At 68.1% G+C, this 15,325-nt stretch carries 17 protein-coding genes; 16 read left to right on the forward strand and 1 reads right to left on the reverse strand.

Going from position 1 to position 15,325, the window contains the following annotated elements; translation table 11 throughout:
- Positions 1-22: 22 nt before the first annotated feature.
- From SCAB_RS23220 to SCAB_RS23245, 6 genes are all read left to right on the forward strand, one after another.
- Positions 23-1,309 carry a UDP-N-acetylglucosamine 1-carboxyvinyltransferase gene (locus tag SCAB_RS23220; RefSeq protein WP_013002510.1) on the forward strand — a complete coding sequence of 429 codons (1,287 nt, stop codon included), beginning with the start codon at positions 23-25 and terminating at the stop codon, positions 1,307-1,309.
- Positions 1,306-2,541, forward strand: coding sequence for a bifunctional UDP-sugar hydrolase/5'-nucleotidase (locus SCAB_RS23225; RefSeq protein ID WP_013002511.1), 1,236 nt, complete (start codon positions 1,306-1,308; stop codon positions 2,539-2,541). The genes SCAB_RS23220 and SCAB_RS23225 overlap by 4 nt, the downstream gene beginning before the upstream one ends.
- Positions 2,538-3,077 carry a dCTP deaminase gene (gene dcd, locus SCAB_RS23230; protein WP_013002512.1) on the forward strand — a complete coding sequence of 180 codons (540 nt, stop codon included), beginning with the start codon at positions 2,538-2,540 and terminating at the stop codon, positions 3,075-3,077. The genes SCAB_RS23225 and dcd overlap by 4 nt, the downstream gene beginning before the upstream one ends.
- Positions 3,074-3,610, forward strand: a complete 537-nt coding sequence (locus SCAB_RS23235) for a dCTP deaminase (RefSeq protein WP_013002513.1) — start codon at positions 3,074-3,076, stop codon at positions 3,608-3,610. The genes dcd and SCAB_RS23235 overlap by 4 nt, the downstream gene beginning before the upstream one ends.
- Positions 3,607-4,722 (forward strand): glycosyltransferase family 4 protein, encoded by a 1,116-nt coding sequence (locus tag SCAB_RS23240; RefSeq protein ID WP_013002514.1) that lies wholly within the window; start codon positions 3,607-3,609, stop codon positions 4,720-4,722. The genes SCAB_RS23235 and SCAB_RS23240 overlap by 4 nt, the downstream gene beginning before the upstream one ends.
- Before the next feature lie 100 nt (positions 4,723-4,822).
- A complete protein-coding gene (locus SCAB_RS23245; protein ID WP_041670878.1) occupies positions 4,823-5,866 on the forward strand; it encodes a serine hydrolase domain-containing protein in 1,044 nt (347 codons plus the stop codon).
- Between the two features lie 62 nt (positions 5,867-5,928).
- Here the strand turns inward: SCAB_RS23245 and SCAB_RS23250 are convergent, their stop codons facing one another.
- Positions 5,929-7,110, reverse strand: coding sequence for a hypothetical protein (locus SCAB_RS23250; RefSeq protein ID WP_231885111.1), 1,182 nt, complete (start codon positions 7,108-7,110; stop codon positions 5,929-5,931).
- 141 nt (positions 7,111-7,251) lie between these two features.
- Here SCAB_RS23250 and SCAB_RS23255 point away from each other — a divergent pair, with 141 nt between their 5' ends.
- The 10 genes from SCAB_RS23255 (at position 7,252) to SCAB_RS23300 (ending at position 15,325) form a co-directional block, all read left to right on the forward strand.
- Positions 7,252-7,758: an NUDIX domain-containing protein gene (locus SCAB_RS23255; protein WP_013002517.1), complete on the forward strand. Its 507-nt coding sequence runs from the start codon at positions 7,252-7,254 to the stop codon at positions 7,756-7,758.
- Between the two features lie 118 nt (positions 7,759-7,876).
- The gene (locus SCAB_RS23260; protein WP_013002518.1) at positions 7,877-8,770 is read left to right on the forward strand and encodes a helix-turn-helix transcriptional regulator; all 894 of its coding nucleotides are present in this window, start codon (positions 7,877-7,879) and stop codon (positions 8,768-8,770) included.
- Between the two features lie 271 nt (positions 8,771-9,041).
- Positions 9,042-9,371 carry a carboxymuconolactone decarboxylase family protein gene (locus tag SCAB_RS23265; protein ID WP_013002519.1) on the forward strand — a complete coding sequence of 110 codons (330 nt, stop codon included), beginning with the start codon at positions 9,042-9,044 and terminating at the stop codon, positions 9,369-9,371.
- 31 nt (positions 9,372-9,402) lie between these two features.
- Positions 9,403-10,245, forward strand: a complete 843-nt coding sequence (locus SCAB_RS23270; protein WP_013002520.1) for an SDR family NAD(P)-dependent oxidoreductase — start codon at positions 9,403-9,405, stop codon at positions 10,243-10,245.
- Positions 10,246-10,331: 86 nt separating this feature from the next.
- Positions 10,332-11,312, forward strand: coding sequence for an aldo/keto reductase (locus SCAB_RS23275; RefSeq protein ID WP_013002521.1), 981 nt, complete (start codon positions 10,332-10,334; stop codon positions 11,310-11,312).
- Positions 11,313-11,406: 94 nt separating this feature from the next.
- Complete coding sequence (locus SCAB_RS23280; RefSeq protein ID WP_013002522.1) at positions 11,407-12,180, forward strand: SDR family NAD(P)-dependent oxidoreductase; 774 nt, start codon at positions 11,407-11,409, stop codon at positions 12,178-12,180.
- Positions 12,181-12,193: 13 nt separating this feature from the next.
- The gene (locus SCAB_RS23285) at positions 12,194-12,511 is read left to right on the forward strand and encodes a putative quinol monooxygenase (RefSeq protein ID WP_013002523.1); all 318 of its coding nucleotides are present in this window, start codon (positions 12,194-12,196) and stop codon (positions 12,509-12,511) included.
- Positions 12,512-12,547: 36 nt separating this feature from the next.
- Positions 12,548-13,336, forward strand: a complete 789-nt coding sequence (locus SCAB_RS23290; protein WP_013002524.1) for an SDR family NAD(P)-dependent oxidoreductase — start codon at positions 12,548-12,550, stop codon at positions 13,334-13,336.
- Between the two features lie 45 nt (positions 13,337-13,381).
- On the forward strand, positions 13,382-14,266 hold the full coding sequence (locus SCAB_RS23295) for an aldo/keto reductase (RefSeq protein ID WP_013002525.1): 885 nt from the start codon (positions 13,382-13,384) through the stop codon (positions 14,264-14,266).
- A gap of 75 nt (positions 14,267-14,341) precedes the next feature.
- Positions 14,342-15,325 (forward strand): SMP-30/gluconolactonase/LRE family protein, encoded by a 984-nt coding sequence (locus SCAB_RS23300; RefSeq protein WP_225618759.1) that lies wholly within the window; start codon positions 14,342-14,344, stop codon positions 15,323-15,325.

The following is a 15,325-nucleotide window of genomic DNA, read 5'->3' on the forward strand; positions in this document are numbered from 1 at the left end:
GATCCCTCCAGTCGCCGCCGAAGTGGTGGCCATCCGACCCGGGAGCCCTCTCACCGGCTCCGTCACGGTCGACGGGTCCAAGAACGCAGCCCTGCCGCTCCTGGCCGCCGCGGCGGCGCTGCACCGCCCGGTGCACCTGGGCAACGTCCCCGCGAACGCAGACGTCGAGACGATGCTCGCCCTGCTCCAGCAGGCCGGCTGGCACACGACTCGACCCGTCAGCGACCCGCAGACCGCGGTGATCCTGCCGGGTCACAAGCCCGAGGCCGGGCCCGACCTCGACATCGCCGCCCGCATCCGGGCCTCGTACTACCTCGTCCCCGCCCTACTCGGCACGTACGGGCGTGCCCGGCTCCCCTGGCCGGGCGGCTGCCGGATCGGGGAACGCGGCATGGAGCAGCACTTCAAGGTCTACGAACGCTTCGGCGACCGCACGACCGTCGACGACCACGGCTACGTCGTGGAAGCAGCCGGCACTCCCCGGGCCGGAACCGTTGCGATCACACTGCCCTTCCGCTCCCGAGGCGCGACCATCGCCGCTCTCCTGCGCGCGGTCGTGGCCGGACGGCCACTGCGGCTGGGGATGCCCAACCTCTCGCCGGAAGTGCTCGCTGTCGTGGAAGCGTTGCGGGCGGCTGGCTGGCAGTGCCGAGTGAGCGAGGCGCTTCTCGCCCTCGCGCCGTCCTTGTCCGTTCCTCCGGAGAGCATCGTCTGGCGGGTGCCCGGCGACAAGATCGAGGCCGGGACTCTGGCGTGCGCGGTCGCGGTCACAGGCGGCGACGCGCGCATCTGCGGCGTACGCGCTGACGATGTCGTCCCCTTGGTCAGGGCCCTGCGATGGCTCGGGGTCCCCGCCGACATGGAGGACGACGTACTCACCGTCCGAGCGCGAGACAGCCGTCCCACCAGCCGGTCACTGCGAGCCGTCGCTTCCCTCGCCCCCAGTGGTCTGGACGCCGACTTCGAACCCTCCCTGATGGCCTTGGCCCTCACCCGCTCCGGCACCCACCTCTTCTCCGACACCATCAACCCCGGCCGCCACGGCAACCTGCTGCCGCAGCTGGCCCGTCTCGGTGCCGTGATCCAGGAACTGTCCTCCACCAAGTGCCGTCTCACCGGTCCGCAGCAGTTGACCGGGGCCGGAGTCGAGGCCACCGACATCCGGACGGGCTCCGCCCTGCTCATCGCCGGCCTGACAGCGCACGGTGTCACCACCCTGGGCGGCCTCGACCAGCTCCGACGGGGCCACGCCGACCTCCCCATCAAGCTGTACGCCCTCGGCGCCGACATCTGCGAGGTCACGCCATGAACCGACAGTTACGGCAGGTCATCGCCACGACCGACGTCCACTCCGCCTTCGCTTCCCCCGCACCGATGGTCGCCCACCTCCACGCCGCCAGGGCCGCAAGCCTGATCGTGGACTGCGGCGACTTCTTCGAAGGCAGCGGCTTCTACCGCCTCGGCCAGGGCCAGATCGAGCACGAGATCCTCACCAGCCTCTACGACTTGCTGGCCCCCGGCAATCACGGTTGGCGGCATCATTTCGAGCCGGGGCTGCGCGAGATGACCGTGTGCGCCAACACGACTGACGACGCTGGCAAGCCCCTCTTCGACCGCGTACGCATCGAGCAGATCGCCGGCCGACGCGTCGCCGTCACCGCAGTGATCGGAGCCCAGGCGTTCGACGCGATTCCCGCCGGCGATCGCATCGGGCACCACGTCACCGATCCTGCCCAGGCCCTGCGCGAGGTGATGCTCGAACACCACCACCGCGCCGACACCTGGATCGTGCTGTCCCACTCCGGCTTCGACGAGGACCTGAAGCTGGCCGCCGCCTGCCCCTTCGCGGACGTCATCTTCGCTGGGCACTGCCACAGCGACACGTACGGTCCCGTAGCCGTCGGCGACACCCTCGTCGTCAAAGGACGCGAACTCGGCATCGGGTACGCCGTCGCAGAGCCCGTCGGGACCGGCTGGGCCGCCCGCAGGGGCACCTTCCCCAGCTCGCACGGGTGGCCCGAGGGCCTCGCCACGGTGCGAGACGAGATCGAACTCATCGACCGGAGGCTCGCGAGTCCGCTCGGGAACGTGAACGAGCCCTACCGCAATACCCCGTTGGACCGACACCAGTTGCTGACAGAGGTCGCCGGCCGACTGCACTCGGGCCTCGGCGCGGACGCGGTCGTCCTCAACGAGACCGCCCTGCGTTCCACGCCTCTCGGCGAAATGCTCACCCTCGGCGACCTGCTGACCATCGAGCCCTTCGACAACCAACTCGTCCACGCCCACCTCTCCGACGACCACGCCCAGGACCACGAGAAGCTGCTCAGCGACCTCACCGCACGCGTCGGCCCCCTGGTCACCGCTCCCACTCCTCTGCCCCCGGCCACGAGCAGCGTGTTGACGACTGACTACCTCGCCAACAGCCACCTCGGCGGACGAACACATCAAGCCGGACTACGGCTCAGCCAAGCCGTACGAAGCGTCCTGGCCACACCCCTGGCAGGCACCGCCCCCACCGTCGCAGGAGGCGAGCGATGATCCTCACCGGGCCCGAGATCACCGCCGCTGCCCACGACGGACGCCTGACCATCGCCCCCTTCGAACCGGAGCAGGTCAACCCCAACAGCTACAACGTCCGCCTCGGCCCCACCTTGCTGACCTACACCGACACCGTGATCGACGCCCACCGCCCCAACCCCACCCACGAGATCACGATCGGGAAGAGCGGATACGTACTCCGGCCCGGCGAGCTGTACCTCGGACACACCGTCGAACAGGTCGGCTCCAACACCTACGTACCGCTGCTCTTCGGCCGCTCCTCCGTCGGCAGGCTCGGGCTGTTCGTCGAGATCACCGCACCGATCGGCGACATCGGCTTCCACGGCCAGTGGACGCTGATGCTCTCCCCGATCCGCCCGCTACGGGTGTACGCGGGCATGCGCATCGGGCAGATCATGTTCTTCGTCTCCACCGGCTCCATCGCCCCCTACCAGGGCAAATACCAGGACGCCGTCGGCCCGCAGCCCTCCGATTACTGGCGCGACACGGCCCCGCTCAAGGCGGTCGCCTCGTGATCCTCACCGGCCCCGCGATCAGCGCCGCCATCCAGGCAGGCGAGATCACGATCGACCCGTACGACCCTGCCCGCCTCTCCCCGAACGCCTACGACTGGCGACTCGGCGACACCATCCGTATTTGCGACGGAGACCTGGACGCAGCCGTCCCCACCGAGTGCGCCGAGCAGACGATCCCCGCCGCGGGCCTGGTTCTGAAGCCGGGTGTTCTCTACCTCGGCGTCACGCTGGAGAGGACGGGCTCCGAGTTGTACGCGCAGATGCTCAACGGCGATCGGACCATCGGTGCGCTCGGCATCTGGGTCCACGTCTCCGCCCCGCTGGGCCACCAAGGCCATGCCATCCGCTGGACCCTGGAGATCCGTGCCGCCCGGCCGGTTCGCATCTACGCGGGCATGACCTTCGGCAAGCTCGTCTTCCTCAGCGCCTTCGGCACGCCGGCCAGCTACCAGCTGCAGGGCGCCAAGTACGCGGCGACGGACGGCATCGACATCTCCCGCCTCTACGAAGAGAACCCCGGAGGAGTCCGATGACCCCGCAACCGACCTCTGGGCCGCTGGCCGCCACCCTGCTGGATCTGCCCGTCGGAAGCCCGGGAGGCAGCGTCGAACTCTTCCTCGACCTCTACACGGGCGAGCAACCGCTCATCCCGGCGCGGGCGTTCATGCTCGCCCCCACCGGCCCCCGACCTCCCCTCCGGGCCGGCCTCGACCTCCTCCATGTCCCCGGGAAGTGCCTGGAGGGCCCAGCCTTCAGCCGATACGTAGCCGCCCTGCGCTCGGCACTGACGGCCGCGATCGACCCGACCCGGATCGACGTCCTGCACCTGCAGCACCTCACCTTCGGCGCCACCCCCGCCCTGATCCGCGCGCTCCCCGCACACCCCCGCATCGCGCTGGTCCACGGCACCGACCTGCTGTATGCCGAGGCCCACCGCGACCAGCTCCAGGTACTGCACGAGACGACGAAGGCCGCCGACGCCATCGTTGTCCCCACCAACGCGATGGCCGACCAACTCCGCAAACTGGTCCCGCTGGTCAACCGCCGCAAGATCACCCACATCCCTTGGGGCATCCCCGACCACCTGATCACCGACCCACCGGCCCGGCCTCCCCGCTCGCCGACGAGCCATCTGCGGCTGTTGTACGCGGGTCGACTCACGGCCGAGAAGGGCGTCGAGGCCCTGGTGAAGAGCCTGGCCTCGGTACCGGGAATCGAACTCAGCGTCGCCGCACCCCAAGCCCACTTCCACACCCTGACCCCGCTCCTGCAACGAGCCGGCGTACGAGCCCGCTACCTCGGCTGGCTCCGCCGCCCACAGCTGTGGAAAACCTTCACCGAGCACGACCTCCTGGTCATGCCCTCCACCACCCTGGAGGCCATGGGCCTGGTCGCACTGGAGGCCCAAGCCTGCGGCCTCCCCGTCCTCTACCAACCCGTACCCGGCCTCAGCGAAGCCCTCGCCGCCTCCGGCGTGGCAACCGACTTCACCAACCCCGCCGCCCTCGCCCGCGACCTGGACCGGCTACGCACGACACCTGGCCTGCTCCCGGCCCTCCGTCAGGCGGGCCACGGGAACGCCGCCCGCTACCCGCTCTCCGCCACCGCCCAGGCCCTGGCCGACCTGAGCCGCCAGCTCACCTAGAACGACCAGCGCCAACTGCCGTCCGACACGCCATTGCCCCGCCCCACCCACCCCCATCACTACGCTGACCGGCGGGATGCCCACGGCGAACAGGGAGACCATGACGTACTGCACCGACCACATCGAAACCCTGCTCGACGAAGGCGTCCGCGACAAGGTCTACCCCGGCGCCGTCTGGGCCGTCGGCGACGCCTCGGGCATCCGGGCCCAAGGCACCACAGGAGTTCTCGACCCCGACGAACCGAACGCTCCGATGCGGCCCGACACCGTCTTCGACGCCGCGAGCCTCACCAAGATCCTCGCCGTCTGGTCCTCCGTCGGAGCCCTGTGGGAGGAAGGCAAACTCGACCTCGACTCCCCACTGGGCGAGTTCTGGGCGGAGGTCGACGGCCACCCGCTCGCGCCTGTGACTGCTCGCCAACTCCTCACCCACACCGCTGGTGTCCCGCTACGGGCCCAACTGAAGAACCTGTACGGCACCGACCCCCAGGACATCCGCGACGGCGTACTGCACGAAGCCCTGCACCGCCCGCCGGGCGAGGCCGTCGAGTACACCGACCGAGCCGCCCTCATCCTCGGCTACCTCGCCGAACACCTCTCCGGTCAGCCCCTCGACCAGCTCGCCACGGAACGGACCTGGCAGCCCCTGGGCATGAACTCCACCCGCTTCGGCCCCCTACCCGCCGAGACGGCCGCCCGATGCGCGCCCACCGAACTCGACCCGGACACCAACACCCACCTCAAGGGCATCGCCCACGACTTCTCGGCCCGCCTCCTCGGCGGCGTATGCGGCATCGCCGGCGCCTTCACGGTCCTCGACGACCTCGCCCGCTTCCTGCGTTACATGCTGGACCAGAACAGCGTCCAGGAGCGGGCAGGATTTGGGTCCGCGTGGACGGCGGAGTCACTCACCACGCAGACAGGCTCCCTGACTCCCGCGCGCGGTCTCTTCTGGCACCCCGCACCCAGCGTCGATCCTTCCGACGGCATCTGGGTCCACTACGGCTTCACGGGGACCGGCATGTGGATCTCCCCCCGGCTCCAACGGTGGGCGGTCCTGCTGACCAATAAGCTCTACTACACCCGCGACCGACAACCCCTGACGGACATCCGCAACACCTTCCGCGCATCTGTCTTCAACTGAGCCTGTTGGCTGGATGGCACCTAACCTGTCCTGACCGGCATCCGCCCGTTGGCGTTGGGCCCTCAGCTTTCGGTGCTTGGCCGACGCCGGGGAAAAGCGTCCCCGATCGGCCAGTGCTCAGGCAGACTAAGAGACGTGTGGATGGGGCGAGTCGCTGGCTGGCGTTCGATGCGAATATCGACCAATTTTGCTGTTTCCCAGGTGGGGAGAACGGGGGCCGGGAGCGAGTCAGGTGCGGGGCTTTGCCAGAGGACTGGGACCTTCTTCGCCCATGTCCAAGGGGCCGGGTTATCGACGGTCAGTACGCCGCTGACCCGGCTATGGGCCTGATATTGCGCAGCAGTCCAGTAGCCGTCGGTATTGCGGCCGAAGGTCGATCCGGTGTGGTGGGCGTACTCAACCGAGGTCCCGTACAACGCGCTCTCGGTGTCCTCATCCTCGGGAAAGACCGCCGAATTACCAACCGCCACGATGAATGGCAGCGCCAGGTCGCCGTACTTCCTTCCCTTCTTTCTCACGGCTTTGAGTACCCGATCTGAGTCATCGGCGACCCACACCGAGGGATGGAAGCCGATTGTCCTGCTCGTCGGCTCGCCTCGCCTGCCGGGGCTGCGGGGGATCGCCTCGAAGCTGAGGCGCCAACCTGCCTCCTGCCAGGTATGCCTGGGTAGCGGCACCTTCTGCTCATACTCGGCAGTGACCTGGTCGGGGTCCAAGCTTGCCAGCCATCGTGTCAGCTCGTTCTTCAACCGCCGTTGCTGCGGCGTGGTCGAGCCAACGCTGTCAACCTTGTACGCCACGTAGAAGTTTGGGCTCGGAACGCAGTCAATCGCGTCCACCACCTGAGGCGGGAGCGAGCTGCTCCCGGTTGCGCCCAGATTCTCGGCCGTCCAGATCGCCTCGACAACGAAGTGCTCGTCGCCACGGGTGACCAGGAAGTCTGGGTACTTTCCCCCTGTGCCTATTTGCTGCTCGATCTCCACGGTACAACCGGAGCCGAGCAGCATCTCGTGCACGTACAGCTCCCACAACGCGGAGAAGACGTTCGCGTCGGAATTGCGATCGCGTAGCCGACTGCGCAGGCCGGGCTGAGCATCGGGGGGCAGGTGTGACCACCACTCGTTGATCACATCTCGAACCTGGTCCCAGAACGGACCTGCGATCCGTTCGAAGAATTCGGCATCCGACTCAGATGCTCGCTTCGGTGTCGCATCTGTCCGATGTCGGCTTATGTACACGCCCATGACGGTCGATCATAGATTGCTCCGTGCGCCGCTCTCACGGGTTTCTGCAGCGTCCCGGCGACGCTTGGGTTGAGCCCGAGTGTCGCCGTCATCCGCACGCCCTTGACTGCCCACCAACCGGCCGACGAAGGGACACCAGCCGTGGCTCAGCGGACAACCGACGACCAGCCCAAAGCCCTGCCGCCCGCTCTCGAATCCATGACCTTGCTGGTCGCCGCCGTCATCGTCCACGACAAGGCCACCAACCGCGTCGTCCTTCTCCAGCGCAGCCAGAACGCCAAGTTCGCCCAGGGCATGTGGGACCTTCCCGTCGGTAAGAGCGAGCAGGGCGAGCCTGTGACCGAGACTGCAGTACGCGAGCTGTATGAGGAGACCGGGCTGACCGTGAAACCAGAGTCCCTGAAGGTCGCGCACATCATCCACGGCGCCTGGGGCGTCGAAGCCCCCAACGGCTTCCTGACCGTCGTCTTCGCTGCCCATGAATGGATGGGGGATCCCGAGAACCGCGAGCCGCGCAAGCACGCTCAGGTCTGCTGGGTCGATACCGACGCCATCCCCGAAGAGTTCGTGGACACGACTGCCAGCGCCCTCCGCCGTTATCTCGGCGACGGTCCACAGGTGTCACTTGACGGTTGGAAGCAGTCCTGATCCCCAGGGTCTGTCCAGCCGACGACCGTACAGACTCGATCCCCGGGGAGGGGGTTACTGCTGATGGGGGTAATGGCAGGGACCCTCAGCCAATGGCCGGCAAACCTACCCTGGCCTTATGGACAACCGCGCCGAAATCAGTGCCTTTCTGAAGTCTCGCCGTGACAAGATCACGCCCGAGCAGGCCGGTCTGCCCGTCTACGGCCACCGCCGGGTGGCTGGACTGCGCAGGAACGAGGTCGCGACGCTCGCGGGCGTCAGCGTCGAGTACTACACCCGTCTGGAGCGGGGCAACCTCAGCGGTGTCTCCGACAGTGTCCTGGACGCGCTGGCCCAGGCCCTACGCCTCGACGACACAGAGCGCACGCACCTGCACGACCTTGCCCGCGCGGCGAACGCAACGCCTGCGCGGGCCAGGCGTCGGCCCGCCCCTGCCCGGCCGGCTGTGCGGCCCAGCGTGCAGCGCATCGTGGACGGGATGCCGGGCATGCCGGCGTTCGTGAAGAACCACCGCTTCGACATTCTGATCGCCAACCCGCTCGGTCGCGCCCTGTTCTCGGAGATGTACGCCGATCCGGCCTGCGGGGCGAACACCGTACGGTTCGTGTTCCTCAGCCCTGCGGCCAGGCGTTTCTACGTCGACTGGGAGCGGATCGCCAAGGGTGCCGTGGGCGCGCTGCGGATCGAGGCGGGCAAGAATCCGTACGACCGGGAGCTGTCGAACCTGATCGGTGAGCTGTCGACCCGCAGCGACGCCTTCCGCGTGATGTGGGGCGCCCACGACGTACACGTCTTCCATGACGGGACGAAACGCCTCCGGCACCCGGTCGTCGGCGACCTGGAGCTCAACTTCGAATCGATGAACCTGCCGGACGGCTCGGGGCTGGTCGTGGCGTTGTACAACGCGGCCCCCGGCTCCGAGGCCGAGGACGGCCTGAAGCTGCTGGCGAGCTGGTCCGCCACGGCCGAGGACGCGGATGTTCAGGCTGCCGAGGCGGACTCCGAGAACTGAACCACCCTCCGTAGTCCTGCCCTCTCCGGCTGCCGCCGACAGCAAGGGTGGGGCCTTGGCCTGCGCATATACCGCTGGGGGTCCCTGCCATTACCCCTCACAGCGGAGACTCCCTCATCGTGCCCGTTCCCGGTTGCATGGTCAGTGCCCCGCCTTGGGGCCGACCGGTCCCCATTCGGGACGCCGTGGCGAGCGGGTTTCCCCGTCGCCGCTCCCACCACAGCCGATCACTTTTCGTAACAGATCAAACACGCGCAAAGGATCAAACGTCATGGCCGAGGAACAGACCGCCGCACAGAAGCTGCTCGGCGACTTCGCCCCCGAACTGGTCCGGCTCACCGACGACGTCCTCTTCGGTGAGGTGTGGGCGGGTAAGGGCCTGTCCCAGCGGGACCGCAGCCTGATCACCATCACCACCCTGGTCGCCCTCTACCGCGCCGACCAGCTCGCCTTCCACCTGCCCAAGGCCCTGGAGAACGGGGTGACGAAGGACGAGCTGGTCGAGGCCATCACCCACATCGCGTTCTACGCCGGCTGGCCCAACGCGATGTCCGCGATCACCCAGCTGAAGAACATCGTCGAGGGCGCCGACGCGAGCTGACCCCGCGCCGACCCGTCTGGAGCAACACCCCATGAGCAAGGTCTTCTTCATCACCGGCGCCGGCCGCGGGCTGGGCGTGGACATCGCCCGCCAGGCTTTGGACGCCGGCCACCAGGTGGTCGCCACCGGTCGTCGCCCCGAGAACGTCGTCAAGGCCCTCGACGGCGAGCAGGACAACCTGCTGGTCACCGACCTGGACCTCACTGACCCCGACACGGCCGAGGCCGCCGTCCGCGCGGCCGTGGAGCGGTTCGGCCAGATCGACGTCCTCGTCAACAACGCCGCCAACTTCTTCGCCGGCTACTTCGAGGTCGTCTCCCAGCAGCAGCTGCGGCAGCAGATCGAGACCAACGTCTTCGGCCCGATGAACGTCACCCGAACCGTGCTGCCCGTCATGCGCGAGCAGCGCGCCGGGCACATCATGACGATCTCCTCGCTGGCCGGACTGGTCGGCCAGGAGTTCTGCGCCGCCTACACCACGTCCAAGTTCGCCGTGGAGGGCTGGATGGAGGCGCTGCGCCTGGACGTGGCCCCCTTCGGGATCCGCACGACGACCGTGGAACCCGGCTTCTTCCGCACCGAGCTGTTGGTGGACGCCTCCACCACCTGGCCGGAGCGGACCGTCGACGACTACGCCGAGAGCACCGCCGCGCAGATCGAGGGCTGGAAGTCCATGAACGGCCGGCAGGCCGGTGACCCGGCCAAGCTCGCGGCCGCCCTGCTGAAGATCGCCGAACAGGACGAGCCGCCGGTGCGGTTCGTGGCCGGCGCCGACGCCATCACCGCCGTAGAGGCCAAGGCCGAGGAACTGCTGGCGCAGGTCGAGGCATCGCGCGCGCTGGGCTGGGATCTGGCCCACGACGACGCGGCCTGACCAGACGCCTGTCACACCTCACCACCATCAGGACCTACACCGGCCAGGGCGCCGTCGCCCTTGGCCACTCGAAAGGAGAACCACCCATGAAGAAGCGTGAACTGGGAAGCAGCGGCCTCGAAGTGTCCTCGATCGGGCTCGGCTGTATGGGCATGACCTTCGGCTACGGCCAGGCCGCGGACACCGGTGAGGCCATCAAACTGATCCGGACGGCCGCCGAACGTGGTGTGACCCTCTTCGACACCGCCGAGGGGTACGGGGAGGCGAACGAGAGGCTGGTGGGCGAGGCCCTCGCGCCGGTGCGCGACCAGGTCGTCCTCGCCACGAAGTTCGGGTTCAAGGACGGCAACCCCACGGCGGGACTGGACAGCCGGCCGGAGCGGATCAGGATCGTCGCCGAGCAGTCCCTCAAGCGCCTGCAGACCGACCGCATCGATCTGTTCTACCAGCACCGGGTGGACCCCGACGTGCCGATCGAAGAGGTCGCGGGAGCCGTCAAGGACCTCATCCAGGAGGGCAAGGTCAAGCACTTCGGCCTGTCCGAGGCCGGTGTGGACGTCATCCGCAGGGCGCACGCGGTGCAGCCGGTCACGGCTCTGCAGAGCGAGTACTCGCTGTGGTGGCGTGAGCCTGAGGAGACCATCTTGCCGACCCTGGAAGAACTGGGCATCGGCTTCGTGCCGTTCAGCCCGCTCGGCAAGGGGTTCCTGACTGGCGCGATCAGTCAGGACACGAAGTTCGAGGCCAACGACATCCGTAACGTGCTGCCGCGCTTCGAGGAAGAGGCGCGTGAGGCCAACCTCGCACTGATCGCGCTGCTGGGTGAGATCGCGGACGCCAAGCAGGCGACCCGGGCTCAGACCGCCATCGCGTGGCTGCTGGCGCAGAAGCCGTGGATCGCACCGATCCCGGGCACGACGAAGCTGCACCGCCTCGAAGAGAACATCGGCGCCGACAACGTGGAACTGACCGCCGAGGACCTCAAGCGCATCGAAGAGGCCGTTGCCCAGGTGCAGATCAAGGGCGAGCGGTACACCGCAGCGCAGCAGAAGACCATCAACCGGTAAGCCACCGGCCCCCATCGGCCCGTTCCTGACGAAGCGCCGGAGCCTCGTTCGAGGCGCTTCGTCAGGAACGCCCTGCCCAGCAGGAGAAGTTCACATGGAATCGCAGGCACTCAAGGGGCGGATCGCCCTGGTCACCGGTGGCACGACCGGACTCGGCTTCGGCGCCGCCAAGCGTCTGATCGAAGAGGGAGCCACTGTCTACATCACAGGCCGGCGCAAGGACGTGCTCGACGCCGCCGTGGAGAAGCTCGGCCCGTCCGCCACCGGGATCCGGGCCGACGTCACGAGCAAGAGCGACATGCTGCGCGTCGCCGAAACGATCAAGGCGGCGCACGGCCACCTCGACATACTCTTCGCCAACGCGGGTGGCGGACACGCCACGCCCCTTGCCGAGCTGACCGAGGAGCAGATCGACAGCGAGCTCGGCATCAACATCAAGGGTGTCGTCCTCACGGTGCAGAGCATGCTGGACGTCCTGCGCGACGGAGCGTCCATCGTCCTCAACGCGTCGATCACCGCCGACATGGGGCTGCCCGGGTTCGCCGTCTACGCGTCGTCGAAGGCGGCCGTACGCTCCCTCGCCCGCAGCTGGACGACGGACCTCAAGGACCGTGGGATCCGGGTCAACTCGATCAGCCCCGGAGTGGTGCCCACCGAGGGCTACAGCCACGAACAGAAGCTGAGCGATGACGACATCGCCGCCTATGTCGAGCGCGTCGCGAAGGAGATCCCGGCGGGACGCGTGGGGACGGCCGAGGACATCGGCGACGCCCTCGTCTTCCTCGCCTCGGACACCAGCCGCTATATCACGGGCGTCGACCTCGTCGTGGACGGCGGCATGACCCGCGTCTACGCCGGCCAGAACTGACGAAGGAATCCACATGAGCACGGTCAAGTCGGCAGAGCGCCACATCATCTGCGAGGTACGCGGCCAGGCGGCCCACCGCGCCAGGGTCGAGGAGCTCCTGCTGGAGCTCGTGGGCCCCGCGCGGGCGGAGGCCGGATGCCTCTACTACGACCTCTACCAGCAGTCGGACGAGCCCGACACCTTCTACATCGTCGATGGCTGGGCTTCGGCCGAAGCCGTCGCGGAACACGCCGAGCACCCGAACGTGACGAAGGTCGTGGAGCGGTTGCTCCCGCTGCTCGAAGTACCCCTCAAGGTCACCACCAGCAATCGGGTCAGCGACCCGGCCTAGCGACTGGTCGGGGTCCGAACCCGTCAGGAAAGATCCATGGCTCGCATCTTCATCACCGGTTCCACCGACGGCCTCGGCCTGATGGCCGCTCAGTTGCTTTTTCGGCAGGGCCACACGGTGGCGCTCCACGCTCGCAACGACACCCGGGCCCGTGACGCACACGCCGCGCTCCCGGACAACGCGGGCGTCGTCGTCGGTGACCTCTCCAGCATCGCCCAGACCCGTGATGTGGCGGCTCAGGTCAACGAGTTGGGCACCTTCGACGCGGTCATCCACAACGCCGGCGTCGGCTACTACGGGCGAGGCAGGGTGGAGACCGAGGACGGCCTCTCGGATGTCTTCGCGGTCAACGTGTTGGCGCCCTACCTCCTCACGGCGCTGATCACCCCGCCCCGACGGCTCGTCTATCTCAGCTCCGGCATGCACCACAGCGGCGACCCCACCCTGCGGGACCCGCAGTGGGCGACGCGGCCGTGGCAGGGCTCCCAGGCGTACTCGGAGTCGAAGTTCCACGTCACCGCTCTCATGCTCGCCGTCGCGAGGAAATGGCCCGAGGTGCTCTCCAACGCCGTCGACCCGGGCTGGGTGCCGACAAAGATGGGCGGGAACAGCGCCACCGACGACCTGCGGCTGGCTCCGGTGACCCAGGCATGGCTGGCGGCCGGCGATGACCCAGAGGCGCTGGTTACGGGCCGCTACTTCCACCACCAGCAGCCCCGCCGTCCACACCCGGCGACGCAGTCGCCCGAGGTGCAGGACCGCCTGCTGGCCTACTGCGCCGACCTCACCGAGGTCGAGCTGCCGACAGCGGTCTCTGCCGACTGAGCCCGCGCACCCCTCCACGTCCGCACACCCTGATTGGAGCGAACCATGACCGGAACCAACCCACTCATCACCCTGAACAACGGCGTCCAGATTCCCGCCCTGGGACTCGGCGTCTACCAGAGCGCCCCCGAGGAGACCACCGACGCGGTCGTAACCGCGCTGCACGACGGCTACCGGCTGATCGACACCGCCGCCGCCTACTTCAACGAGCGGGAGGTCGGCGAGGGGATCGCCCGCTCCGACGTGGACCGTTCCGAGATCTTCGTGACGACCAAGGTGTGGATCAGCGACTACGGCTACGACTCCGCGCTGCGAGCCTTTGACGTGAGTCTGCGCAAGCTGGGCCTCGAACAGCTCGACCTGTGGCTGCTGCACCAGCCGTTGCCGTCCGACTTCGAGAAGACGATCTCGGCGTACAAAGCGGCGGAGAAACTGCTCGCGGAGGGGCGCGTTCGTGCGATCGGCGTGTCGAACCAGACGCCCAAGCAGCTCGACGAACTCATCTCCCGCACCGGCGTCGTCCCGGCCGTCAACCAGATTCAGGTGCACCCCTACTACACGCAGCCCGAGTGGCGGGCGGCGAACGAAAGCCACGGCATCCTGACCCAGTCGTGGTCGCCCATCGGCGGTTCCTACGTGTACCGAGGCGCCGAGACGAACCCTCTTGAGGACCCCGTCATCACGGCCCTGGCCGACAAGTACGCGAAGACGTCCGCGCAGATCGTGCTGCGCTGGCACCTCGACCACGGCTTCTGCGCGATCCCGAAGTCCGTGAAGGCCCATCGCATCGCCGAGAACTTCGACGTCTTCGACTTCGCCCTGACATCCGACGAGGTGGTCGCGATCGACGCCCTCGACACCGGCGTACGCGGCGGACCCGACCCGGACTCACTCGACCTGCAGAACGCCGGCTTCTCGATCCCGGACTAGGGGCCCTGAAGTACCTCTCCGACAAGCCCACGAACGAAAGAACTCAAGAGCGCAATGATCACGAAAGCCCTGCCCATGAAGAAGCGATTCACCTTCACGGTGATCTCCGCGACGGCCGCCGCCGTCGTCGTCTCGGCACCGTATGCGTCCGCCGCGACCGAGCACGCGGACGCGCAGCCCGCCGTCACCCACGTGAAGACCGTGGCCGCATTCGACTTCGCCATCGGCGACGTGCCCGAGAACATCACCGTCGCCCCGGACAACTCACTGACCGTCTCGATGGTGGGCACGCCCGCGGGCGAACGGCCGGCCCTGGTGCGGATCGCACCGTCCGGGCACCGCACCGTGCTGGTCACCGGGCAGAAGGGCGACGGAATCACCGGCAACACCCGCGGCCACGACGGCACCGTCTACTACAACGTGTGGTCCTCCGACGCCTCCCGCAACGGAGTGTGGAAGCTGCCGCCCGGCGGCACCCCCCACCGCATCGCGGCATTGCCCGTCGGCGGAGTCCCCAACGGTCTGGCCATCGATCCGGCCGGGCGCACCTTGTACGTCGCCGACAGCCAGATGGGCACCGTCTGGGCCGTCCCGGTCTCCGGCGGTCCCGCGACCGCGTGGCTGGTCGGCCCCGCCCTCGCGATCAAGGCGTCCGCGCCCGTGCCGTACGGCGCGAACGGACTCCGCTTCCACAACGGCGCCGTATGGGTCTCTAACCTCAGCAAGGGCACCCTGCTGCGGATCCCCGTCACCGCCACCGGAGCCCCGGGCCGGATCCACACGGTCGCCGACGGCCTCACCGGCGTCGACGACTTCAACTTCCTCAGCGAGCGCTCCAACGTCGTGTTCGCCGCGCTGAACACGCAGAACAAGGTCGCGGTGGTCTTCCCGGACGGCACCACCAAGACCGTGCTGACCGCCTCGGACGGCCTCGCCTCGCCCACCGCCACCGCGGTGCGCGGGAAGCGGCTGTACATCACCGACGGCGGACTGAACGAACCCCACGACGCGAAACTGCAGATCGGGAAGATCAACCTCGCCGCGCTGCTCTCACATTGA

It is taken from the genome of Streptomyces scabiei 87.22 (assembly GCF_000091305.1).
GTDB lineage: Bacteria > Actinomycetota > Actinomycetes > Streptomycetales > Streptomycetaceae > Streptomyces > Streptomyces scabiei.